Source organism: Caballeronia sp. GAWG1-1 (genome assembly GCF_023631465.1).
In the GTDB taxonomy this organism is placed as follows: domain Bacteria; phylum Pseudomonadota; class Gammaproteobacteria; order Burkholderiales; family Burkholderiaceae; genus Caballeronia.
Genome location: NZ_JALQDB010000025.1, coordinates 252,119 through 274,740 on the forward strand (window position 1 = coordinate 252,119; position 22,622 = coordinate 274,740).

The 22,622-nt window shown below is 62.5% G+C and carries 18 protein-coding genes; 12 read left to right on the forward strand and 6 right to left on the reverse strand.

The annotated features are described in order from the left end of the window. Window positions 1–32 precede the first annotated feature (32 nt). Window positions 33–680 (reverse strand): FMN-binding negative transcriptional regulator, encoded by a 648-nt coding sequence (locus tag NCT03_RS15590; protein ID WP_250466444.1) that lies wholly within the window; start codon window positions 678–680, stop codon window positions 33–35. Window positions 681–929: 249 nt separating this feature from the next. Between NCT03_RS15590 and NCT03_RS15595 the strand changes: the two genes are divergently transcribed. From NCT03_RS15595 to NCT03_RS15605, 3 genes are all read left to right on the forward strand, one after another. Next, on the forward strand, window positions 930–2,393 hold the full coding sequence (locus tag NCT03_RS15595) for a DUF1254 domain-containing protein (protein WP_250493060.1): 1,464 nt from the start codon (window positions 930–932) through the stop codon (window positions 2,391–2,393). Between the two features lie 97 nt (window positions 2,394–2,490). Beyond that, window positions 2,491–6,195: a DUF748 domain-containing protein gene (locus tag NCT03_RS15600; RefSeq protein ID WP_250493061.1), complete on the forward strand. Its 3,705-nt coding sequence runs from the start codon at window positions 2,491–2,493 to the stop codon at window positions 6,193–6,195. A 116-nt stretch (window positions 6,196–6,311) separates the two neighbouring features. Further along, complete coding sequence (locus NCT03_RS15605; protein ID WP_250493062.1) at window positions 6,312–7,235, forward strand: restriction endonuclease; 924 nt, start codon at window positions 6,312–6,314, stop codon at window positions 7,233–7,235. A 40-nt stretch (window positions 7,236–7,275) separates the two neighbouring features. On the opposite strand, the gene NCT03_RS15610 is transcribed toward NCT03_RS15605, so the two are convergent. The 3 genes from NCT03_RS15610 to NCT03_RS15620 form a co-directional block, all read right to left on the reverse strand. Continuing rightward, entirely contained in the window at window positions 7,276–8,859 is a 1,584-nt protein-coding gene (locus tag NCT03_RS15610) for a DHA2 family efflux MFS transporter permease subunit (protein ID WP_244829063.1), read from the reverse strand. A gap of 106 nt (window positions 8,860–8,965) precedes the next feature. Beyond that, complete coding sequence (locus NCT03_RS15615; RefSeq protein WP_244829064.1) at window positions 8,966–9,748, reverse strand: ABC transporter substrate-binding protein; 783 nt, start codon at window positions 9,746–9,748, stop codon at window positions 8,966–8,968. Between the two features lie 21 nt (window positions 9,749–9,769). Beyond that, complete coding sequence (locus NCT03_RS15620) at window positions 9,770–10,924, reverse strand: methionine aminotransferase (protein ID WP_250493063.1); 1,155 nt, start codon at window positions 10,922–10,924, stop codon at window positions 9,770–9,772. Between the two features lie 126 nt (window positions 10,925–11,050). Here NCT03_RS15620 and NCT03_RS15625 point away from each other — a divergent pair, with 126 nt between their 5' ends. Continuing rightward, the gene (locus tag NCT03_RS15625) at window positions 11,051–11,980 is read left to right on the forward strand and encodes a LysR substrate-binding domain-containing protein (RefSeq protein WP_250493064.1); all 930 of its coding nucleotides are present in this window, start codon (window positions 11,051–11,053) and stop codon (window positions 11,978–11,980) included. A gap of 13 nt (window positions 11,981–11,993) precedes the next feature. Here NCT03_RS15625 and NCT03_RS15630 read toward each other — a convergent pair whose 3' ends face one another. Then, window positions 11,994–13,139 carry a branched-chain amino acid ABC transporter substrate-binding protein gene (locus NCT03_RS15630; protein WP_244829067.1) on the reverse strand — a complete coding sequence of 382 codons (1,146 nt, stop codon included), beginning with the start codon at window positions 13,137–13,139 and terminating at the stop codon, window positions 11,994–11,996. Between the two features lie 350 nt (window positions 13,140–13,489). On the opposite strand from NCT03_RS15630, the gene NCT03_RS15635 reads away from it, so the two are divergent. Beyond that, entirely contained in the window at window positions 13,490–13,924 is a 435-nt protein-coding gene (locus NCT03_RS15635; protein WP_244829068.1) for a MarR family winged helix-turn-helix transcriptional regulator, read from the forward strand. A 29-nt stretch (window positions 13,925–13,953) separates the two neighbouring features. On the opposite strand, the gene NCT03_RS15640 is transcribed toward NCT03_RS15635, so the two are convergent. Then, window positions 13,954–14,370 carry a YciI family protein gene (locus NCT03_RS15640; RefSeq protein ID WP_244829069.1) on the reverse strand — a complete coding sequence of 139 codons (417 nt, stop codon included), beginning with the start codon at window positions 14,368–14,370 and terminating at the stop codon, window positions 13,954–13,956. 186 nt (window positions 14,371–14,556) lie between these two features. Between NCT03_RS15640 and NCT03_RS15645 the strand changes: the two genes are divergently transcribed. The 7 genes from NCT03_RS15645 to NCT03_RS15675 all read left to right on the forward strand — a co-directional run bounded on the left by NCT03_RS15645 (window position 14,557) and on the right by NCT03_RS15675 (window position 22,622). Continuing rightward, window positions 14,557–15,579 carry a LacI family DNA-binding transcriptional regulator gene (locus NCT03_RS15645; RefSeq protein ID WP_244829070.1) on the forward strand — a complete coding sequence of 341 codons (1,023 nt, stop codon included), beginning with the start codon at window positions 14,557–14,559 and terminating at the stop codon, window positions 15,577–15,579. Window positions 15,580–15,581: 2 nt separating this feature from the next. Next, the gene (locus NCT03_RS15650) at window positions 15,582–17,069 is read left to right on the forward strand and encodes a sugar ABC transporter ATP-binding protein (RefSeq protein ID WP_250493065.1); all 1,488 of its coding nucleotides are present in this window, start codon (window positions 15,582–15,584) and stop codon (window positions 17,067–17,069) included. Then, window positions 17,050–18,066 carry an ABC transporter permease gene (locus NCT03_RS15655; RefSeq protein WP_244829072.1) on the forward strand — a complete coding sequence of 339 codons (1,017 nt, stop codon included), beginning with the start codon at window positions 17,050–17,052 and terminating at the stop codon, window positions 18,064–18,066. The genes NCT03_RS15650 and NCT03_RS15655 overlap by 20 nt, the downstream gene beginning before the upstream one ends. 28 nt (window positions 18,067–18,094) lie before the next feature. Continuing rightward, on the forward strand, window positions 18,095–19,057 hold the full coding sequence (locus tag NCT03_RS15660; RefSeq protein WP_244829073.1) for a substrate-binding domain-containing protein: 963 nt from the start codon (window positions 18,095–18,097) through the stop codon (window positions 19,055–19,057). A 54-nt stretch (window positions 19,058–19,111) separates the two neighbouring features. Next, window positions 19,112–20,173, forward strand: a complete 1,062-nt coding sequence (locus NCT03_RS15665) for a sugar phosphate isomerase/epimerase family protein (protein WP_244829074.1) — start codon at window positions 19,112–19,114, stop codon at window positions 20,171–20,173. Further along, the gene (locus NCT03_RS15670; protein ID WP_250493066.1) at window positions 20,170–21,294 is read left to right on the forward strand and encodes a Gfo/Idh/MocA family protein; all 1,125 of its coding nucleotides are present in this window, start codon (window positions 20,170–20,172) and stop codon (window positions 21,292–21,294) included. Before NCT03_RS15665 ends, NCT03_RS15670 begins: the two co-directional genes overlap by 4 nt. Before the next feature lie 161 nt (window positions 21,295–21,455). Beyond that, window positions 21,456–22,622, forward strand: a complete 1,167-nt coding sequence (locus tag NCT03_RS15675; RefSeq protein ID WP_250493067.1) for an XRE family transcriptional regulator — start codon at window positions 21,456–21,458, stop codon at window positions 22,620–22,622.

Genomic DNA, 22,622 nt, shown 5'->3' on the forward strand with positions numbered 1-22,622 from the left:
CCTTCCAACGATTGGAAGGTCAAGAGCGCATTTCAGTCGCGAGGCGGTTCGATCGAGCCGAACATGGCGTCGGCGAGCGCGCCGGCTTCCTCGCCGCCGCGCTGACGCAAGCCCTCGACCGCGCCGATACGGTCTGCTTCCGCCTTGTTCTGCGAAAGCTTTGCCTTGCCGACCAGCCGCGTCACCTCGATTTCGATGCCGACGATCGCGCCCAGCAATTGATCGATGAAATCGCGCGGCGCGTCGCCCATTTTCCACGGCATTGCTTCGCCCGCTTCCATCTTGCGCGTGAGTTTCGCAACGACGCCGCGCACGTAGGCTTCGTCGTCACGCACGGTGATTCGGCCATGCGCGTGCACGACGAGGTAATTCCACGTCGGCACTTGACGGTGGGTTTCCTGCTTGCTCGGATAGAAAGTCGGCGAGATATAGCCTTCCGCGCCCTGAAAGATCACCAGCACGTCCTCGCGCGCCCCGACTTCGCGCCACACGGGATTTGCACGTGCCACGTGCGCGCGCAAGGTGCCGTGTTCGCCGATGGCGGGATCGAGTTCGAAAGGAATGTGATTGGCGTCAAGCCCATTCGGGCCATGCGTGACCAATGCGCCAAAAGGATGCGCGGCGATCAGCGCGCGCAGGGCTTCCGGGCGGTTTTCCTCGAAATGGGCGGGAATATACATGCGTCGGACTCGTTCGAAAGGTTCCAAAACATTCATGTTACGCGATGCCGTGAAGCGAGTCTCGACGAGTGGTCAGACGTATTTGCGCGACGAGTAGCGCCTTTTATGCGTGTTGTCTTGCCTATCATCAGCGGATACGTTAAAACCCCAATTTCGAGATCGAATTTTCGGCGCGCTACCTCGGGGATCAGGACGGCGGCGGGCTGCTCGTCTGCGAACCCATCGAAATAAAACCGGATTTCCATTCGAATGAATAAGCACCGACGCTGGACGTTTCCGCTCAACGCCGCTTTATGGGTCAGCACGAGCCTTTCTGCCGCGGCCTTGCTCGCCGGCTGCGCGGGAACCGCGACGCCCGAGGCGGCAGATACGGGCGGCTGGGTGAAAAACCAGGTCGTCGATGCCTACACGTTCGGCTTTCCGCTCGTCGCGTCGGACATCGCGCGGGAACGTGCAAGCGGGGCGGCGCGGCCGGGTCAGGCGCCGCTCAACACGTTCCGCCACGCCATCGCGTTGCCGCCCGCGGGCGCGACCGGCTGGCCGAGCGTCGATACACTCGATTCCTCCGCATGGCTCGATGTCTCCGCCGATCCCGTGATCGTGACCGTGCCCGCCGCGCCGCGCGCACGCTATCTCGATACCCGCGCGTTCGATGCATGGAGCAACGCGCTGTATTCGAGCGCCGACACGACGCCGTTTCCGAAGGCGCAGCTCATCGCCTTCGTGCCCGCCGGCTTTACGGGCACGCTGCCCGCCGGTGCGACGCGCGTCGAAACGCGCACGCGCTACGTCTGGCTTTCGGTGCGCGTGCGGGTGAACGGCATGCGCGACGTGCGCGAAGTCAGAAAGCTGCAGACGTCGATGCGCATCGATACGCTTACGCCCACCAAGGGCTCGCTCGCCGATCCTACTTCGACTGTGACGGGCGCGTGGCCGGGCAATGCCACGGGCCAGACGCCTAGCGTGCCGCCTTTGCCGAGCGCGGCGCCGACGGCATCGCCCGGCGCGCAGGCCGAAGCGCTCGATGCCAACGCGTTTTTCGCGCGCCTTGCCCGCTCGCTCGACGACAATCCGCCCGCCGCCGACGATGCGCCCGCGATGTCCCGCCTCGCCGATCTCGGCGTGAAGCCGGGCGAACCGGTGCAGTTCAAGAAGGCCGACGCGCCGCTTCTGGCGTCCGGTGTCGCGGATGGCCGCGCGCATCTCGCGACGGCGCCATCGAACGCGATCACGAAGAACGGCTGGACGTGGTTCGGCGACGATGTCGGCAACTACGGCACGGATTACATTCTGCGGGCTTATCTCGCGCGCCATCAGCCGTTTTCGGGGACGAAGGCGGGCGAAGCGAAGCCGGTTGCGCGCGTGGACAGCGACGGCCATCCGCTCAACGGCGCGAACACCTACGTGCTGCACTTCGCGCCGAACCAGTTGCCGCCGGTGCGCGGTTTCTGGACGCTCGCGGCCTACACGAAGGATGGCGCGTTCGCCAACGGCAAGCTGCCGCGTCTGTCGCTAAGCGACCGCGACCGCCTCAAGAAAAACCGCGACGGTTCGGTCGATGTCACCGTAGCGGCCGAAGCACCGCCGCGTGCGCGCGCATCGAACTGGCTGCCCGCGCCCGACGGCGACTTTCAGCTGACGATGCGCCTCTACGCGCCCAAACCGCAGGCAAGCGACGGCACGTGGACGCCGCCGGCCGTCGAACGGCAGTGAAGCATTTGATGAACGTTTGCGCGATGCCTCGTCGTATACTCGAAGCATCCTCTACCTGACAGGGCGATGCGCCGCCGCGCGTCGCAGCGCGCATCGAATGGCAAGCGTCACCAAGTCTTCACTGGCCTCGGCCGGGCAAACCCTGCGCGGCGTCGTGCATGCACGGCGTACGCGGCGAATCGCGATTGGCCTGATCGTCTTCATGGTGGTCATCGGCCTTCTCGGCTTCTTCGTCGCGCCGCCGGTCATTCGTCATATCGCCGAGCAACAGCTTGGCAAGCAACTCGACCGGCCGGTGACCATCCGGCGCATTTGGCTCAATCCCTATTCGCTCGATTTCGAAGCTGATGACGTGCATATCGGCGAAGCGCCCGCGAATCTCGCGAAAGCGCCCGGCGCGGCGGCCGGTTTCGTCGATGTGTCGCGGCTCGTCGTGCGCACGTCGTGGTCGTCCATCTTCCGGCTCGCGCCCGTCGTCAATGAACTGAAGATCGATTCGCCGCGCATCAGCATCGTGCGTTTCGACGGCGAGCATTTCAATTTCTCCGATCTGATCGAGAAATTCTCGAAGCCTTCCTCGCCGCCATCGGACAAGCCGGCGCGCTTCTCCGTGTCGAACATTCGCGTGGAGAACGGCCGGATCGTGTTCGACGACCGGCTCCTGAAGGCGAAGCACACCATCGACCAGTTCGCGCTCGGTATCCCCTTCATCGCGACGCTGCCCTCGGCCACCGATATTTTCGTGACGCCGTTATTACAGGCGCACATCGACGGCTCGCCGCTCGTCGTGAAGGGCCGCACGAAGCCGTTTTCGGAGTCGCGCGAGTCGGAGATCGCGCTCACGCTCGACGGACTCGACGTGCCGCAGATGGCGTCTTACGCGCCGGCTTCCGTGCCCGTCGCGGTGAAGAGCGGCAAGCTCACGACCGACCTCAACGTGCGCTTTGCCATTGCCGGCGATGCACCGACCATTCGTATCGACGGCACTGCGGATTTGGCCGATCTCGCCGTCACCGATAAAGCGAACGCACCGCTCGTCGCCGCGCGCGCGTTGCATGTGAAGATTGCCAACGCCGAGCCGTTGCGCGATATCTATCATCTCGACGAAGTGACGCTTGCGGGTCCGGATGTACGGCTCGCGCGCGATCCGTCCGGCACGCTCAACGTGCAGAAACTCGCGCCGCCGCCCGCGAAGGCCGAGGTGAAGAAGCCCGAAGCGAAGGACGCGCCGCCGCTCGATCTGGCTATCAAGCACGTTGCCATCGACGACGGCAAGATCGCGTTCGATGACCAGTTGATGAAGCAGCGCGTGCAGGAAACGCTGACAGGTCTAGCCGTCACGCTCGATGGTTTTTCGACGCTCGACAAGACGCCCGCGCGCTACACGCTCAAGACGGCGTTCGGTCACGGCGGTTCGCTCGGCGCTTCCGGCAACGTCGCGCTCGCCGCCAAGACCGCCGACGTCAAGTTGGCGCTCGAAGCATTGGCGCTGCCGCCGTTGCAGCCTTATATCGCGAATTCGCTGGCGGCGCGCGTGACGAGCGGCACGCTCGGCGCGAATCTGCCGGTGTCGGTCGATTGGTCGAAGCCGGAAGCAAACGTGCAGGTCGGCGCGGGCGATGTGAAACTCGACGCGCTCACGCTCGTGCCGAATGCATCGAATGGCGCGGATGCCGCCGCACCCATCAAGCTCGATGCCGCGCTCGCGAAGATCGTCAAGGTGGATGTGCCCGCGCGTCAGGTCGCGCTCGACAGCGTGCAGTTGAAGGGACTTTCGCTCGATGCCACGCGCCGCAAGGACGGCAGTATCGACCTGGCCGCGCTCGCTGGAGCGCATGAGGTTGCGCCGGAGCCGAGCGCCACGCGCAAGATTCAGAAGGCGCAGGAAGCGGGACCGGCGTGGCGCTATCAAATTGGCCAGATCGCGCTCGATAACGCCTCGGCTAATGTCACCGACTTGACGCCCACGACGCCCGTGAAGCTGCGCATTGCGCCGATGTCGGTAGCCGTGAAGCAGTTCAGCGACGATCTCTCGAAACCGCTCGATGTTACCGGCAAGCTCACGCTCAACGGGCGTGGCGCGCTCGATATAAATGGCACGGTCACGGTCACACCGCTCAAGCTCGCGCTGCATGTGAAGGGCGATCAGGTCGATGCCGCCGCCTTCGAACCGTATTTCGGCGACAAGCTCAACGTCGATATCGCAAGCGCGTTCCTCAACGCCAATGGCGATGTCGGCTTGTCGGGCAGTGGCAAGACGCTCGCGGCTTCCTACAAGGGCGATGTTTCGCTGACAGACGTGCGCATGCAGGACAAAGCGACGTCCGACCGTTTCGCCGGCTGGAAACTGCTCGGCCTCACCAACGTAAAGGTGAATTATGGCGAGCGCGGCACGGACGTTGACGCGGCGCGCGTGACCTTCGCGAACTTCTACGGCCGCGTGTTGCTCGACGCGCAAGGCAAGCTGAACCTGAAGAGCGTCGTGGCAAGCGACAACGGCCCGCGGCAATCGGTGACGCGCGATCAGTCGAAGCCCGAGGCATCGGCGGCGGCATCCGCGGCGGTCGCGGCGAGTGCACCGGTCAAGACGGCGGCGGCCTCCGGTCCGCCGGTGAACATGCGCTTCGGCCAGCTCGTATTGCAGAACGGCCGTGTGACCTACACCGACAACTTCATCAAGCCCAACTTCACGGCGAATCTCGTGTCGATCAACGGGACCATCGGCGCATTCGGCACACATTCGACGACGCCCGCGCCCGTCGATGTCGCCGCCAAGCTCGCCGCGAACGGACCGGTTTCGATCAAGGGACAGGTGAATCCGCTCATCGAAAAGCCCGCGCTCGACTTGACCGCGAGCGCGCACGACGTCGAGCTCACCAACCTCACGCCGTATTCGTCGAAGTATGCGGGCTATCCGATCACGAAGGGCAAGCTCAACGTCGATCTGCATTACATGCTCGGCGACGACAAGCTCACGGCGAACAATCACCTGTTCATCGACCAGTTGACGTTCGGCGATCACGTCGACAATTCGACGGCGACGAAGCTGCCGGTGCGGCTCGCCGTGTCGTTGCTGAAGAATTCGCGCGGCGAGATCGACGTGAACATTCCCATTTCGGGATCGCTTTCGAATCCGGAGTTTTCTATTGGCGGGCTCGTCTGGCAAGCCATATTGAATCTGGTGCAAAAGGCGGTGACCGCGCCGTTCTCGCTGCTCGCGCATGCGTTCGGCAGCAGTGGCGAGGAGCTGAATTACGTCGAATTCGACGCAGGCTCGGCGACGCTCAACGATGCCGCGCAGAAGAAGCTGGAGACGATTTCGAAGGCGCTCGCGGATAAGCCGTCGATCAGGCTGGATGTGACGGGGCGCGTCGATCCGAAAGTCGATGAACCCGCGTTACGCAGCGCTTGGCTGGATGGCCAAATCAAACGCGCGAAGGTCCGCGACATGTCGGATGGCGGCGAGAATGTGGACTGGCAGTCGGTGAAGGTATCGGATGCGGATTACGACAAGTATCTGACGAAGGTTTATAAGTCGGCGGATTTCAAGAAGCCGAAGAACTTCATCGGTTTGACGAAGTCGGTGCCGGACGAGGACATGAAGAGCGCGCTGACTGAAAACGCACCGGTCGATGAAGGCGCGTTGCGCGATCTGGCGCAGCGCCGCGCGCAGGCGGTGAAGGAGTACTTCGACGGGAAGATCGACAGCAGCCGGATTTTTGTCGTCGCGCCCAAGCTGAACGCGGACGGGATCAAGGATAAGGGCGCGGGGGAGCGGGTGGAGTTGGGGTTGAAGGGTTGAAGTGAGCGTGCTTTAGAATCGGCGTGCCTCGCGTAATGAATTTCAACAGTCGTGTCTCGACACAGGTAGGCAATTGCAGGTTTGCACCGGTGTGTGTGCGCTACTCAGAAATTGCAATGGCCGAAACATCACGACAGCGCATGGGCGAACTGTTAAGGAAACTGTTTGAGATTCTGAAGGCGCAACCGGAGGGCTTAGGCGCAGCCCAAGCACTCAAGACGCTCGCTTCTAGCGTGACTCTTTCTCCATATGAAGCGAGCTTCTATGAGAACTCCGGCGCAAGACGCTTCGAGAAGACGGTGCGCTTTGCGACTATCGCCTGCGTAAAAGCTGGGTGGCTCACCAAGCACAAAGGCATTTGGTCTATCACTGACGAGGGCTTGTCCGCGTATGACCGTATTAAAGAGCCCGCTGCGTTTCGTCGCGAATCGGATCGACTCTACGCCCAATGGAAAGCGGCTCAACTGCGTGATCCAAGCGGGTTGAGTTATGCATCGGCCAAACTCAGCGAGCAGTCCGACTTGACGTTTGATGTTGACGCCGAAACTGCGAGCATGACTTACGAGCAAGCAGAGGAGCAGGCTTGGGGCGAGATTGAGCAGCATCTTCTGAAAATGCCGCCTTACGATTTTCAAGATCTTGTTTCAGACCTGCTGCGAGCAATGAGCTATCACATCGGCTGGGTATCGCCACCGGGCAAAGATGATGGTGTTGACATCATCGCAAACAATGACCCTCTTGGCACTCGGCCACCACGCATTAAGGTGCAAGTGAAGCGCGTCGCACATCGGGTAGATACGGACGGCCTCAAATCCTTTATTGCGATTATCAACGAGGACGACGTCGGCTTATTCATCTCCACCGGCGGCTTTACTCGCGACGCCCAATCTTTTGCACGAAATCAAGAGCGCCGCAAGATTACGTTGATCGACTCCGAACGATTGATCGAATTATGGATTCAGTTTTACAGCAAGCTTGATGACAAGGCGCGCGCCCGTATGCCGCTGACGCCCATTTATTTTTTGACGCCGCAAAGTTGAGTACCGCGTGCCGTCCATTAGTAACGGCACGCGAAAAATCTCAATGCGCCCCCGCCGCCGCCCCACCGCCGCCACCCTTCGCCACCTTTGTAATCCAGATCAGCGGAATGATCAGAATGAAGATGACCGCTGAAATGAGGAAGATATCGTTGAGCCCCATCATCGCGGCTTGAGTGTTGACGGTGAAGTTGAACATCCCACGCGCCTGGGCTTCACCGATATTCAGCGTCGATTGCGACATGCCGAGCGACTGCAAGAACGCCGGGTTATAAATATTCGCCTGCTCCGTCAGCCGCTCGTGATGCAGCGCGATCCGATGATCCCACTCGTTGCCCGCAAGCGATGTCCCCACCGCGCCGCAAAACACCCGCGCGAAATTCGACAAGCCTGCCGCCGCCGGTATTTTCGATGGCGGCAAGCCCGACAGCACGATGGCCGTGAGCGGCACGAAGAACATCGCCATCGGAATGCCTTGCAGGAGCGTCGGCAGCACGAGATGCCAGGTATCGATCTCGATCACATACTTCGAGCGCAGCCAGAATACGAACGCGAAGCCCACGAACGCCATGGTCGCGATCACGCGTGCGTCGCTGCGCGGCAGCACCTTGCCCATTACCGGCGCAAGAATCACGGCGAAGATGCCGAGCGGCGCGGTGACGAGACCCGCGTCGACGGAACGGTAGTTCAAATACTGCTGCATCCATTGCGGCAACAACACGAGATTGCCGAAAAACACGCCATAAGCGACCGAAATGGCCACCGTGCCGCCGAAGAAATTGCGTCCCGCGAAGAGCCGCAAATCGACGACCGGATTCTCCGCCGTCAGCTCCCACACGACGAAAAACGCGAATGAAATGGCTGCCGTTATCGCGAGAATGACGATGACCGGCGACTGGAACCAGTCGAGATCACGTCCCTTGTCGAGCATGATCTGCAAGGACGCGACCCACGCGATCAGCAGCCCGAGCCCGACGATATCGATAGGCGCCTTGCGGCTCGGCGACTCGCGGTTGCGGTAGATGATCCACGTCACGCCCGCCGCGAAAATGCCGACCGGGATGTTGATATAGAAGATCCACGACCAAGAATAACTATCCGTGATCCAGCCGCCGAGCGCGGGACCGGCGATCGGGCCGACGGTCGCGGTCATCGCCCAGAGCGAGAGCGCCATCGACGATTTCTCTTTCGGATACGAGCCGAGCAGAATGGCCTGCGAGAGCGGAATCAGCGGCCCAGCCACCGCGCCCTGCAAGACGCGCGCGAAAAGCAGCACGGGCAAATTGGGCGCAAGACCGCACAACCATGAGGAGAGCACGAACATGAGGATCGCGCCGACAAACAGATGAATTTGCCCGAGTCGCTGCGTGAGCCAGCCGGTCAGCGGAATGGAAACCGCGTTCGACGCGGCGAACACCGTAATGACCCAGGTGCCTTCGTTGACCGAGACGCCGAGATTGCCGGAGATGGTCGGAATCGCGACGTTGGCGATCGACGAATCCAACACGTTCATGAAGGTAGCGAGCGCCACCGCGAAAGTGGCGAGCACCAGTTGCCCGCCTTGCAGTGGTGCGGGCGCGGCCGGTTGTCCAGGGGCGGCGGGGTTCGTTCGAGGCGGCGTGCTCAATGCTTTTCCTGTGAGGGCGCCGCGGCGCTTCGACGCGCCGCGTGTGGTGAATCAAGCCGCCAGTGTGCCTGTGCCGTGGGAAAGTTGCTGAACGCCCGCTCATCCCTCACTTCGCCGAAATATCGATTTCCCCCAAATACTTCTTCGCGAACTTGTCGATCGTGCCGTCGGCCTTCACCTTCGCGATGGCCGCGTTGAGTTTGCTCTTCAGCGCATCGTCGCCCTTGCGCACGCCGTACGCAATGCCGCTGCCAAGAATCTTGTCGTCCCGCACCGGCGCGCCGACGAACGCAAAGCCGTTGCCGTCGGGCTTCGACAGAAAGCCGGTTTGTCCCGCAGGCGCGAGCACCAGCGTGGCATCGAGCCGGCCGGACTTGAGGTCCGTGTAGACCTGGTTCTGATCCTGATACGGCACGACCTTCACGCCTTCGTTTTCCCAATGCGCCTTGGCAAAGGTCTCCTGGATCGAACCCTGCAACACGCCCACGCTCTTGCCCTTTAGCGACGCGGGCGTCGGTTCGAGTCCACTGCCCGTTTTCGCGATGAGTTGCGTCGGCACGCGATACACCACCGTCGTGAAGTCGATGGCCTGACGGCGCTGGTCGGTCGCGTTCATCGCCGAATTGATGGCGTCGAACTTGCGGCCCTGCAGCGCGGGAATCAACCCGTCGAAAGAGGTCTCGACCCACTTGCAGCTCATCTGCGCCGCCACGCACACGGCGTTGCCGACATCGATATCGAGTCCTTGCAGTTCGCCCGTCGACGCCTTCGACTCGAACGGCGGATACTGCGCTTCGAGCCCGAAACGCAAGGTATCGGCGGCGAACGCCGCGCCGCTCGCGAACGAGCAGGCAAGGAATAGGGCGGTGGCGGCGTATTTGATCTTCATCGTGTCGTGTCTCGAATGTTTTTAGATGGAGCAAAGGCGGCGCGCGCCTTCGATCAGCGTGTCGTCGTCCTTCGCGAACGAAAGCCGGATCACGCGGTTGTCGGTGCCGTCGGTATAAAACGCGGACAACGGAATGGTCGCCACGCGCGCCTCGCGAATCAGGCGCAGCACGAAGTCGCTGTCGCTTTCATCCGAAATCGCGCCGTAGCGTGCGAGCATGAAGAAACTGCCCGCGCTCGGCAGCAACTCGAAGCGCGATCCCGCGAGCGATGTCGCCAGCAAATCGCGCTTGTGCTGATAGAACGGTCCGAGGTTGAGATAGCTCGATTCGTCGGCGAGCGCTTCGGCGAAAGCCATTTGCATCGGCGTATCGGCGGAAAACGTCATGAACTGGTGAATCTTGCGGATCTCGGCAGTCAACGCGGCGGGCGCGAGACAGTAGCCGACGCGCCAGCCCGTCACGTGATACGACTTGCCGAACGACGACACGATCACGCTGCGCTCAGCCAGTTCCGGGTAGCGCGCCATGCCGTGATGCGGCGCGCCGTCGAACACTACGTGCTCGTAGACTTCGTCCGACAGCACGATGATCTTCGTGTCGCGCGTGAGCGCCGTGAGACGCGCGATGTCTTCATCGGCGAAGGCGCTGCCGGTCGGATTGTGCGGCGTGTTGACTAGGATCATGCGCGTTTTCGGCGTGATGGCCGCCGCGACTTCGTCCCAGTCGATCTGAAAATTCTCCGCCGATAGCTGGATGGCGATAGGCGTCGCACCCTGAAGCTGCACGATCGGCGCGTAACTGTCGAACGACGGCTCGAAGTAAATTACCTCGTCGCCGGGATGCACGAGCGCGCTGATGGTCGCGTAAAGCCCCTCGCTCGCGCTCGCCACGACCGTCACTTCCGTGCCCGGATCGTACTGCGCGCCATACAGCTTGTGCGTCTTGTCGGCGATGGCTTCACGCAGCGCCAGCACGCCCGACATCGGCGAATATTGGTTATGTCCTGCTCGCATGGCTCGCTCGACGCCTTCGATCAGGCGCGGATCGCATGCGAAGTTCGGCGCGCCTTGAGAAAGATTGAGCGCGTGATGTTCGTCGGCAAGCTGGCCGATCACGGTGAAAATTGTCGTGCCGACGCTCGGCAGCTTCGACTCGGGGATGCAGGCGCTTTGCACGGCAAATGTCTCCGGTATTGCAGTTCGTCGATTGAACCGCGGCAATAAAGCCGGAACAATCGAAACTTTGTCATACTAGCCATGCTTCGAATTCATGGCTGCGTAGATAAACCCGCGAACGACCACATGAAACCTTTGCCATCCCTGGACGTGCTGAAGACCTTCCTCGTGGTCGCGCGCAAGCTCAATTTCACGCGCGCCGCCGATGTGTTGAACGTGACGCAAGGCGCGGTGAGCCGCCAGATTGCCGGACTGGAGGCGCATCTCGGCTATGCGCTCTTCGTGCGGCAGGCGCGCGGCCTTGCGCTCACGCATCATGGCGCGTTGCTCATCGCGCCGTTGCAGCAGGCTTTCGAACAGATCGCCGATGCGCTCGCGAAAGGTGGCGCACAGTCCGGAACACTGCGTCTGAAGTGTCCGACCTGCGCCATGCGCTGGGTTTTGCCGCGTGTCATTCGTCTGCAGAACGAGCGTCCGGAACTGGTGATCGAAGTGACAGCAGCCGTGTCGCACAGTGTCGAGTTCAACGCCGAACAGTTCGATGCAGCCATCGTGTTTGGCGCGCCGGCGCCAGCGCAGAAGGGTGTCAGCTCGCACCATCTGTTCGATGAAGTGTTGACGCCCGTCTGTGCGCCCGAGCAGTTCAAGGTTCGGCGGGACCGCGCACCGACGCCCGACGATCTGGCCGGCAAGACGCTTTTGCATCCCACACGCGACCGGCGCGACTGGCTCTTGTGGCTCGGCGCTTATGGTTACGCCGGCCTGCCTTCGATGAAGGCGCAGCATTTCGACACGCTCGACCTCGCCATCACATCGGCGATGCAGGGTCTCGGCGTAACCATCGGCGACTTGTCGCTGATCGAGGACGACTTGCGCGCGAAACGCGTGATCGCGCCGTTTTCGCTGTGTGTGCCGAGCGGCGCGGCGTACTACCTCGTCTACCCCGAGCGGCCCGCACCGTCGCCGACCTTGCAGCAGTTCGCGAAATGGCTGGAAGGGGAGGCGGCACGGACGCGTGAGACGCTCCAGGCTTACACGAACGCCGTGCAAGCCTGAGCACGTGCAACGCTTACATGCCGTGCTTCGTCACCACGGTGTCCCACTGGCCGTTCTTCACCTGGTAGAGCGTCGATGACGCGTTCTTCAACGCGCCGTTGTCATCGAATGCGATCGGGCCGGTGATGCCATCGAAGGAGATCTTCTTCAACGCCGGCCGATACACCTTGGGATCGGCGGAACCGGCCTTCTCCATTGCGTTGATCGCGGCCCACGCGGCGTCGTAGCCGAACGGCGCATACGAGAGAATCGCCACCCCGAAGCGTTTCTGGAACTTGTCGCTGAACGCCTTGCCTTGCGGCAGCTTGTCGAGCGGGCTGCCGTATTCCCACGCCTGCGCGCCTTCGGCCGCGTCGCCGGCGAGCTTGAGGAAGTCGGCATCCATCACGCCGCCGCCGCCCACGAACTGCGCGGTCATGCCGAGCTGCTTCATGCGCTTGACCACGGCTGCCGCTTGCCGATCCAATCCGCCGAAGAAAATCAGATCGGCGTTGGCCGCCTTCAGACGCGTGAGCTGCGCGCTGAAGTCGACCGTCTGGTTGTCGCTGAATTCGCGCGCGACGATCGTGCCGCCTTTCGCTTTCACCGCTTTCTCGAACTCGTCGGCTTCGCCCTGACCGAAGGCCGTGCGGTCGTCGATGATGCCGATCTTCTTCGCCTTCGTCGTCGTCACCGCGTAGGCGCCGGCGTTGCCCGCATTCTGCGCATCGCTCGAAATGACCGTGAAGACGTTTTCCAGGCCACGCGTGGTAATGGTCGGGTTAGTCGCCGCGGGATCGATCAGCGGAATGCCGGCGGTGTTGTAGATCGGCGATGCAGGCAGCGTCGTGCCCGAGTTGAAGTGTCCGACGACCACGGCCACGCCGTCATCCACGAGCTTCTGCGCGGCCTGCACGCCGATGCGCGGGTCGGCCTGATCGTCTTCCGCCGCGATTTCGAACTTCGCCGTCTTGCCGCCGATGCTGATCTTTTTGGCGTTCGCTTCATCGAGCGCGAGCTGCACGCCGTTCTGGAGATCTTTGCCGTAGCCCGCGTTTGCGCCGGTGAGCGGCGCGGCAAAACCGACTTTCACCGTCATGTCCTCGGCGGCCGCGGCGAACGGCAGCGCGGCAAGCGCGACGGCGGCGCAGACTAGCTTGAGGCTCGTGTGGATACGCATGGTTTCCTCTCCTTGTTGGTCTGACTGACTGTTTCGACTATCGAATGGGACATCGCCACAAGTGCGCCGGCAAGAAGGGCTTTCCCCTCGCGCGCATCCGGCGCACGGTGAACGAGGCGGGACATGCGCAATTTAGGGAGCCAAATTCGCCGCGTCTTGTTGTTAAGTCGCGTGACGGATGCGGATTTCGGCATAGCGTCGGCGGACCGAATACCTAAGCGGGATGCGGCACTGCGGGATTTGAAGCAAGTCGCGCCACGACGATTCGCGCCGCGTTCCGAGAGCCTCCTGTCGCGTCGATGAAAACGCGGCCCTTGACAGAGTGCATATGCACAAATATGCTAAACGGCATGGCTACGAATCCGAACTCTTCTCTCTTCGATTGCAACTGCTTTGCAATCCGTCAGGCCGCGCGCTATGTCTCGCAGCTGTACGAGCGGCATCTGAACGTGGCCGGCATCACGGCCGCGCAATACACGCTCATGTTGGCTATCGCGCGCCGGCCCGATGTGTCGATGGCGGATCTCGCCGACGCCATGGTCATGGACCGCACCACGCTCGTTCGCGCGCTCAAGCCTTTGCAACGCGATGGCATCGTCGAAGCGGAGCAGCAGGCGGCGAGTTCGCGTGCAGTCGGGCTGCGGCTGACGTCGCAAGGCAAGGAGACGCTCAAGAAAGCGGTCGAGCAATGGCGCATCGCGCAGGCCGAGTTCGAAGCGAAGTTCGGCGAGAAGCGCGCGAAGGCCTTGCGTCAATCGCTATTCGAACTGACCGCGACGGCTTGAGGCGAAAGCACGAATGCTCCGCGTCTGGCTCAAGAGCGCGGCTTGTTGTGCGCTTCATCGAAGCCCGCCGCCGCTTCCTGCACGTCGGGCGGAAAGTCGCCGAACTCCATGACTTGCCGCACTTCGATCACCTCGTTGTCCGAAGCGGGACAACGCTTCGCCCATTCGATCGCCTCTTCGCGCGATTTGACCTGCAGCATCCAGTAACCGCCCAGCACTTCCTTGGCTTCGGCGAAAGGGCCGTCGACGACGCGCGGCTTGCCGCCTTCGAACGAAACGCGCGCGCCCATCGAAGGGGGATGCAGTCCGTCGAGCGCAAGCAACACGCCTGCTTTCTGCAGTTCTTCGTTGTACTTCATCATTGAGGCGACGGCTTCGGCGGAGGGCAGCGTGCCCGGTTGCGCGCTTTCGTAGCCGCGCGGGATCATCAGCATCATGAAACGCATGGAATGCTCCTCGATAAGTTGCAAGCGTGGCATTTGCCCGCTCACACCATACGACGAGCCAGCCGCAAGCAAATCGACAGACGCACGCCTTAAGCGTTTATCCCTAGCCGATTCCGGTTGCTTTAAGCGCGTCTCGCGCCGAATAATGTAATCCATTACATCTCGTTCGCCGCGGTGGCGCGCAGCATGTCGGATACGGTTCGTACACGCGAGGAAGTATCGATAGCGGATGTCGCCGAGCGCGCGGGCGTGTCGGTCGCGACGGTATCGCGCGTGCTCAACGGCCATGCGAACGTGCGCGAGACGACGCGCGAAAAAGTGCGCGTGGCGGTCGCTGCGAGCGGTTACCGCATCAACGAACTTGCGCGCAATCTCCGCACGGCGGAAAGCCGTCTGCTGCTCACCATGGTGCCGGACTTCGGCAATCCGTTTTATGCGGCTATCGTACGTGGCATCGACAGCGTGGCGCGACAAAACGGCTATTTCATGCTGATGTGCGATACCGGCGCCGACCCCTTGCGCGAGCGCAGTTACTTCGACCTGTTACGCGGACGCCGCGCGGATGGCGCAATCTGTCTCGACCCCGCCGCCGTGCAAAAGGCGCTTGCCGAAGAGGCCTCGACCTTGCCGTGGGTAGCGTGCTGCGAATTCGATCCGGGCGCGGGCGTGCCTTACGTGGGCATCGACAATCATCTTGCAGCGGGCGATGTCGTGCGGTATCTGCTTGGCAAGGGACACGAACGCATCGCGCTCATCAACTCGGGACACGGCTATCTGTACGGACGCCAGCGGCTGGCCGGTTATCGCGATGCGCTTCGGGACGCGGGTATCGAAGCCAATCCGGCGTGGCAGGTCGAACTCGAAAGCCTCGATTACGACGCCGGCGAACGCGCGGCCACGCAGCTTGCCTCGCTTGGCGAGCGCACAAGACCGACCGCGATCTTCGCCGTTTCTGACACGCTCGCCATCGGCGTGATGAACGGTTTGCGCGGCGTCGGCTTGCGCGTACCGGAAGATGTCGCGGTAGTGGGCTTCGACGATATCGCGGTGGCCGCACATGTCTATCCGCCGCTTACCACTGTCTCGCAGCCCATGCAGGCGCTCGGTGAAACGGCGGCGGAACTGCTGCTCAAGCGCCTGCGCGATCCACGCGCGGACGTGCCGGGCGTGCTGCTGCCGCATCGACTCATTCAACGAAGGAGCGCGTGAAAATGAGCCTTGCCGTGCGCTTCGAGGGAATCGAAAAACAGTTCGGGCCGGTGCGCGTGCTGCACGGCGTGAGCTTCGATCTGAAGCCGGGACGCATCCACGGCTTGCTTGGCGAAAACGGCGCGGGCAAGTCCACGCTCATGAAAATCCTCGCTGGCTACGAGCGCGCCAACGCAGGCGAGATGGTGATCGACGGAAGACGAGCCGACTTCAGAAGTTCGCGTGAAGCGGAACATGCCGGCATCGTGCTGATCCACCAGGAACTGAACCTCGCGGATCATCTCAGCATCACGCAGAACATGTTTCTCGGGCACGAGTTGCGGCGCGGCTTCTTTCTCGATGAACCGGCCATGCGCGATGCCGCCCGCGACGCGCTCACCGAAGTCGGCCTGCACAAGAACCCGGACACGCGCGTGCGCGACTTGATCGTCGCGGAAAAGCAGTTGGTCGAGATTGCCAAGGCGATGCTGCGCAATGCGCGCCTGCTCATCATGGACGAGCCCACCGCGACGCTCACGCCTTCGGAAACGCAGCGTCTTTTTGCGCTGATGGCACGGCTGAAGGAAGCGGGCGTGACCATCGTCTATATCTCGCACAAGCTCGACGAAGTGGAGCGCGTGACCGACGAAGTGATCGTCATGCGCGATGGCCGCTTCGTCGCGCGCTCGCCGACCGATGAAATCACGCGTCATCAAATGGCGAACCTGATGGTCGGCCGCGAAGTCTCTGACATGTTCCCGGACAAGCCGCCGCTCGCCGCCGATGCGCCCGTCGCCTTCAAGGTCGATCAAGCGTCGGTGCCGGGCTGGGCGGAAGGCGTGAGCTTCTCGGTGCGCGCGGGCGAAGTGTTCGGCTTCGCGGGTCTCGTCGGCGCGGGACGCACGGAACTCTTCGAAGCGCTCGTGGGTTTGCGGCCGCTGAGCGCGGGAACCATCGCGATTAAAAATGGCACCGTGAAGCTCAAAAGCCCGCGCGACGCCATGCGTCACGGCATCACTTACTTGAGCGAAGACCGCAAGGGACGCGGCCTGCATGTCGACATGGCGTTGAAAGACAATCTCACGATGATGACGCTGGAACGCTACGCGCATCCGCTCGTCGACATGCACGCGGAACGCGTGGCGCTCGAAGTCGCCGTGAAGGACTTCGGCATACGCACGGGCAATGCGAAGAGCCGCGCGCGCATGCTCTCGGGCGGCAATCAGCAGAAGCTCGCGCTCGCCAAGTTCCTGCATCCCGATCCGCGCGTGATCGTGCTCGACGAACCGACGCGCGGCGTCGATGTCGGCGCCAAACGCGACATCTATTTCCTGATTCATCGCCTGGCCGCCGAAGGCCGCGCGGTGATCGTGATCTCTTCCGAGCTGATCGAACTCATCGGGCTTTGTCATCGCGTCGCGGTGATGCGCGCGGGCGAGCTCGTCGCGACGCTCGGCATGGAACTCCTGACCGAAGAGAGGTTGATCGCGCATGCGACCGGCACACACTGAAGACACCGCGCAGGAAAGCCGCCTCGCCGCCTACTCACGCATACTGTTCGGCGTCGGGCCGCTGATCGGGCTGATCGCGCTTTGCGTCGGCGGAACCATGCTCAACGGCGACTTCGCCACTTTCGACAACGCCATGAACGTGCTCACGCGCACATCGTTCATCGGCATCATCGCGGTGGGGATGACCTTCGTCATCATCTCGGGCGGGATCGATCTGTCGGTCGGGTCAATGGCCGCGCTCATCGCGGGCAGCATGATCTACATGATGAACGGGCTGCTGCAGGGCGTGCGCGGACATGCCGTGCCGCCGCTCGCGATTCTCGCGCTCGGCATCGTGCTGGCGCTCGTGCTCGGTGCGTTGTTCGGGCTCGCGCATGGCTTGCTCGTGACCAAGGGGCGCATCGAGCCGTTCATCGTCACGCTGGGAACGCTCGGCGTGTTTCGCGCGCTTCTGACATGGCTCGCGGATGGCGGCGCGCTCACGCTCGACAATTCGCTCGTCGATCTCTACGGCCCGGTCTATTACGCGAGTCTCTTCGGCGTGCCCGTGCCGATCTGGGTGTTCCTGATCGTCGCGGCGGGCGGCGCTATCGTGCTCAATCGCACGGTGTTCGGGCGTCACGTGCAGGCTATCGGCTCGAACGAACAGGTTGCGCGTTATGCGGCCATTCGCGTGGATCAGGTGAAGATCGCGACCTACGTGCTGCTTGGACTGTGCGTCGCGGTCGCGACCGTGCTCTACGTGCCGCGGCTCGGTTCGGCCACGCCGACCACCGGCCTCTTATGGGAGCTCGAAGCCATCGCGGCCGTGGTGGTGGGCGGCACCGCGCTCAGAGGCGGCGAAGGGCGCGTGATCGGCACGGTCATCGGCGCGATTCTGCTTTCGGTCATCAACAACATCTTGAACCTGACGAGCATCATCAGCGTGTATCTGAATGCGGCGGTGCAGGGCGCCGTGATCATTTTCGTGGCCTTCCTGCAGCGTGGACGTCGATAGAAGTATCTAAAACACAGGAGACATCGTCATGAAACTCGTGCTTCGCGCGCTCGCCGCGCTTACCTTGACGGCGAGCGCGTTCGCCGTTTCCACGTCCGTATCCGCCGCCGATAAAGTCGTGCTCGGCGTCGCCATTCCGACCGCGACGCACGGCTTCACGGGCGGTATCGTCTGGTGGGCCAACGAAGCGAAGAAGGAACTGGAGAAGGCGCATCCCGACCTCAAGGTGATCGTGAAGACGGCGGCCGGCGCGCCCGAACAGGCCAACCAGTTGCAGGATCTCGTGACGGTCAACAAGATCAATGCGCTCGTGATTTTCCCGTTCGAATCGGCGTCGCTCACGCAGCCGGTCGCGCAGGTGAAGAAGAAAGGCGTGTACGTGACGGTCGTGGATCGCGGCTTGACCGACACCAGCGCGCAGGACGCGTACGTCGCCGGCGACAACACTGCGTTCGGCAAGCTACCTGCCGAGTATCTCGCGAAGACGCTGGACAACAAGGGCGATATCGTCGCGTTGCGCGGCATTCCGACGACCCTCGACAACGAACGCTGGGCCGCGTTCGAAGGCGTGATCAAGCAGCATCCGGACATGAAGATTCTCGATGCGAAATACGCCAACTGGAATCGCGACGACGCCTTCAAGACCATGCAGGACTATCTCACGCGCTTCAAGCACATCGACGCCGTGTGGGCCGCCGACGACGACATGATGATCGGCGTACTGAAGGCGATCGAGCAGGCAAAGCGCACCGATATCAAGGAAGTGTTCGGCGGCGCGGGATCGAAGGAAGCGGTCAAGCGCATCATGGATGGCGACAAGCTCGTAAAGGCCGACGTCTCGTACTCGCCGAAGTTCATCTACGACGCGATCAAGCTCACCGCCGAAGCGCGCCTGAAGGGCGACAAGCTGCCGCCGACCACGATCATTCCCTCGGTGCTCATCACGAAGGAGAACGCCAAGCAGTTCTATTACCCGAACTCGCCGTTCTGAGTGGCGGGCCGGTTTCGACCGGCCCTTCGCGTTGTTCAAATATCGAGGCGAAAGATGAAGACCATCAAGGGCCCCGCGATCTTTCTCGCGCAATTCATGGGCGACGACGTGCCGTTCGACTCGCTCGCGCATCTCGCGTCGTGGGCGAAAGGACTCGGCTACGCGGGCATTCAGGTGCCGGCGGATCCGCGTCTGATCGATCTGGAGAAGGCCGCATCCAGCGATGCGTATTGCGACGACATTCGCCGCACCGTCGAGGATGCGGGCGTCGCGATCACCGAACTGTCGACGCATCTGCAAGGGCAACTGGTCGCGGTGCATCCGGCCTACGACACCTTGTTCGATGGCTTCGCCGCGCCCCATGTGCGAGGCAATCCGGCCGCGCGCACCGAATGGGCGACCGGGCAATTGAAGTACGCGGCGGCGGCATCGAAACGGCTCGGGCTCGCCGCGCATGTGACCTTTTCGGGCGCGCTCGCGTGGCCGTATTTCTATCCGTGGCCGCAGCGTCCGGCGGGTCTCGTCGAAGCCGCATTCGAGGAACTTGCCGCGCGCTGGCGACCGATTCTCGATGAGTTCGAGCACGCGGGCGTCGACGTGTGTTACGAACTGCACCCCGGCGAAGACCTGCACGATGGCGTGACCTTCGAGCGCTTTCTCGCGGCGGTGGATGACCATCCGCGCGCGAATATCCTGTTCGATCCGAGTCATTTCGTTTTGCAGCAACTCGATTATCTGGCGTTCATCGACATCTATCACGCGCGCATCAAGGCTTTTCATGTGAAGGACGCGGAGTTCCGGCCGAATGGCCGCCAAGGCGTGTACGGCGGATATTCGGGATGGGTCGAGCGCGCCGGGCGCTTTCGCTCGTTAGGCGACGGGCAGATTGACTTCAAGGCGATCTTCTCGAAGATGGCGCAATACGATTTCCCAGGCTGGGCCGTGCTCGAATGGGAATGCGCGTTGAAGCATCCGGAAGACGGCGCGCGCGAAGGCGCGGTGTTTATCCGCGATCACATCATCCGCGTGGCCGAACGCGCCTTCGACGACTTCGCGGGCAGCGGCGCGAACCGCGAGCAGTTGCGCGGCGTGCTCGGCATGGGAGAAACGCGATGAAGCGCGTGCGGCTGGGCATGGTCGGCGGCGGCGAGGGCGCGTTTATCGGCGCGGTGCACCGGATCGCGGCGCGGCTCGACGACCGTTATGAGTTGGTGGCGGGCGCGTTGTCATCTGACCCGCAGCGCGCGGCGGCGAGCGCATCGGCAATCGGTTTGCCGCGCAGCTATGGCGATTATCGCGAAATGGCGCGCGTCGAGGCGGGGCGTTCGGACGGCGTGGAAGCGGTGGCTATCGTCACGCCGAATCATCTGCATGCGCCCATTGCCACGGCGTTTCTCGAAGCCGGCATCCACGTGATCTGCGACAAGCCGCTCGCGGTATCGCTGGCCGAAGGCGAGGCGCTGCAAAAGCTCGCGCGCGACAAGGGGCTGGTGTTCGCGGTGACATACACGTACACGGGCTATCCGCTCGTGCGGCATGCGCGCGGCATGGTGCGGCAGGGATTGCTCGGCGATATCCGCGTGGTGCAGGTCGAATATGCGCAGGACTGGCTTTCGTTGCCGGTGGAAACGCAGGCGAACCGTCAGGCCGTGTGGCGCACCGATCCCGCGCTCGCGGGGCCGGCGGGATGCCTCGGCGATATCGGCACGCACGCGTATCAGCTTGCCGACTACGTGACGGGGATGCGGCCGTCGGAATTGGCGGCGGAAGTGACGACGTTCGTGGCGGGGCGGCGTATCGACGATCACGTGCAAGCGATGCTGCGCTACGCGAACGGCGCGCGCGGCATGTTGTGGGCGAGCCAGGTCGCGGCGGGCGAAGAGAACGCGTTGCGCCTGCGCGTTTATGGCACGAAGGCCGGTTTAATGTTCGATCAGCAGGAGCCGAACGAATTGTGGTTCACGCCGGTGGGCGGCGCGTCGCAGCGAATCACGCGCGGACGCGTGCAAAGCGCCGAGGCGCTGCACGCGACGCGGGTTCCGGCGGGGCATCCGGAAGGGTATCTGGAGGCTTTCGCGCAGCTTTATACGGATGCGGCGGCGTGTATCGCTAGCGGGACGACGCAGGGGGATGACTGGTTGACCACGGTCGACGATGGCGTCGCGGGGTTGAGGTTCGTGGAGGCGGTGTTGAGGAGTAGTGGGAGGGATGGGGCTTGGGTGGAGGTATCTGACTGAAGCGGTGTGCCTGCTTCAAGTCAACGACACAGTGCTATTTCCAATGGTAGGCTCTTGTCATTCATTCCTGAATGACGATCAAGGCGTTTCCTTAGCGGCCGGACCTTGAGCATCGTTTGACGCAATCGAGGTGGCAGCAGGTGGCAGCGACACTCCCTGTAATGACCGAGGCACGAATCAATCCCGCGATACTTTCCTGGGCGCTCGAGCGTTCGGGTATCGACGCGCCTGCACTGGCCGACAAGCTGGGAACACCGGCTGCACGCGTCTCTTCGTGGGAAGCCGGCGTGCGAATGCCTACCTTCAGGCAGGCCAAGCGGATTGCGGAGCTTACGCATATACCCTTTGGCTACCTCTATCTTGCCGAGCCGCCTGAAGAACCCCTGCCCATTGCAGATTTCCGGACTGTCGGCGATGGTCCGGTCAAGCCGCTCAGCACGAATTTCCGCGAGTTGCTAAACGACGTCTTGAGGAAGCAAGCGTGGTTCAGGGAATACCGGCAGCAGCAGGGCGAGCCATCGCTAGATTTTCCCGGACGGCTCGACATGCACAGCGCCGCCACCACCGTCGCGGCCAATATGAAACGCGCGCTCAAGATAACCGCGCAGGATCGCGCCGAAAGCGGCAACTGGGAAGACTACTTGCGCTTGTTGATCGGGCGCATCGAGGCGGCGGGCGTTCTCGTCATGCGTTCGGGAATCGTCGGGAACAATACGCATCGTCCGCTTTCGGTCGATGAGTTTCGTGGCTTCGCCATTGCCGATGAACTTGCGCCCGTCATCTTCCTGAATGCGAGGGACGCAAAGGCCGCCCAGATCTTCACGGTGATACACGAACTGGCTCATATCTGGCTCGGGGCGAGCGGTATATCCAACGAGCGGCTCGGGGACGTCGCGGCGCGCGATAGCGACATCGAACGTCAATGCAACGCTGCCGCGGCCGAATTCCTCGTTCCCGCCGAGGAGCTTCGCGGCCGCTGGACGCCGCGTCAGGACTTCGCAGCGCAAGTGCGCGAGCTCGCGCGAATGTTCAAGGTAAGCGGAATCGTGATCGGTCGTCGCGCGGTCGAACTGCGCTTCGCGACGTGGGACGAATTCAGCCGCTTCTACGAATCCGAACGTCGAGACTGGGCCGCGGCCGGAGCGCGCAGGACTCGCGGCGGCAATGCCTACAAGACGCTGGCGGTCAGAAACAGCAAGTTACTCACGAAGGCGGTACTGGAATCGGCTCTCGAAGGCCGCATGCTGCTGCGCGACGCAGGCAGCATGCTTGGAATCAGTCCTGCAAAGCTCAGACAACTCGCGGACAGTGTGTACGGGGAAAAGTAA

Excerpts from the sequence above, each read along its gene's own strand:
- NCT03_RS15590 (WP_250466444.1), bottom strand. The coding sequence starts at position 680 with ATGTATATTCCCGCCCATTTCGAGGAAAACCGCCCGGAAGCCCTGCGC.
- NCT03_RS15595 (WP_250493060.1), top strand. The coding sequence starts at position 930 with ATGAATAAGCACCGACGCTGGACGTTTCCGCTCAACGCCGCTTTATGG.
- NCT03_RS15600 (WP_250493061.1), top strand. The coding sequence starts at position 2,491 with ATGGCAAGCGTCACCAAGTCTTCACTGGCCTCGGCCGGGCAAACCCTG.
- NCT03_RS15605 (WP_250493062.1), top strand. The coding sequence starts at position 6,312 with ATGGCCGAAACATCACGACAGCGCATGGGCGAACTGTTAAGGAAACTG.
- NCT03_RS15615 (WP_244829064.1), bottom strand. The coding sequence starts at position 9,748 with ATGAAGATCAAATACGCCGCCACCGCCCTATTCCTTGCCTGCTCGTTC.
- NCT03_RS15625 (WP_250493064.1), top strand. The coding sequence starts at position 11,051 with ATGAAACCTTTGCCATCCCTGGACGTGCTGAAGACCTTCCTCGTGGTC.
- NCT03_RS15630 (WP_244829067.1), bottom strand. The coding sequence starts at position 13,139 with ATGCGTATCCACACGAGCCTCAAGCTAGTCTGCGCCGCCGTCGCGCTT.
- NCT03_RS15635 (WP_244829068.1), top strand. The coding sequence starts at position 13,490 with ATGGCTACGAATCCGAACTCTTCTCTCTTCGATTGCAACTGCTTTGCA.
- NCT03_RS15640 (WP_244829069.1), bottom strand. The coding sequence starts at position 14,370 with ATGCGTTTCATGATGCTGATGATCCCGCGCGGCTACGAAAGCGCGCAA.
- NCT03_RS15645 (WP_244829070.1), top strand. The coding sequence starts at position 14,557 with ATGTCGGATACGGTTCGTACACGCGAGGAAGTATCGATAGCGGATGTC.
- NCT03_RS15650 (WP_250493065.1), top strand. The coding sequence starts at position 15,582 with ATGAGCCTTGCCGTGCGCTTCGAGGGAATCGAAAAACAGTTCGGGCCG.
- NCT03_RS15655 (WP_244829072.1), top strand. The coding sequence starts at position 17,050 with ATGCGACCGGCACACACTGAAGACACCGCGCAGGAAAGCCGCCTCGCC.
- NCT03_RS15660 (WP_244829073.1), top strand. The coding sequence starts at position 18,095 with ATGAAACTCGTGCTTCGCGCGCTCGCCGCGCTTACCTTGACGGCGAGC.
- NCT03_RS15665 (WP_244829074.1), top strand. The coding sequence starts at position 19,112 with ATGAAGACCATCAAGGGCCCCGCGATCTTTCTCGCGCAATTCATGGGC.
- NCT03_RS15670 (WP_250493066.1), top strand. The coding sequence starts at position 20,170 with ATGAAGCGCGTGCGGCTGGGCATGGTCGGCGGCGGCGAGGGCGCGTTT.
- NCT03_RS15675 (WP_250493067.1), top strand. The coding sequence starts at position 21,456 with ATGACCGAGGCACGAATCAATCCCGCGATACTTTCCTGGGCGCTCGAG.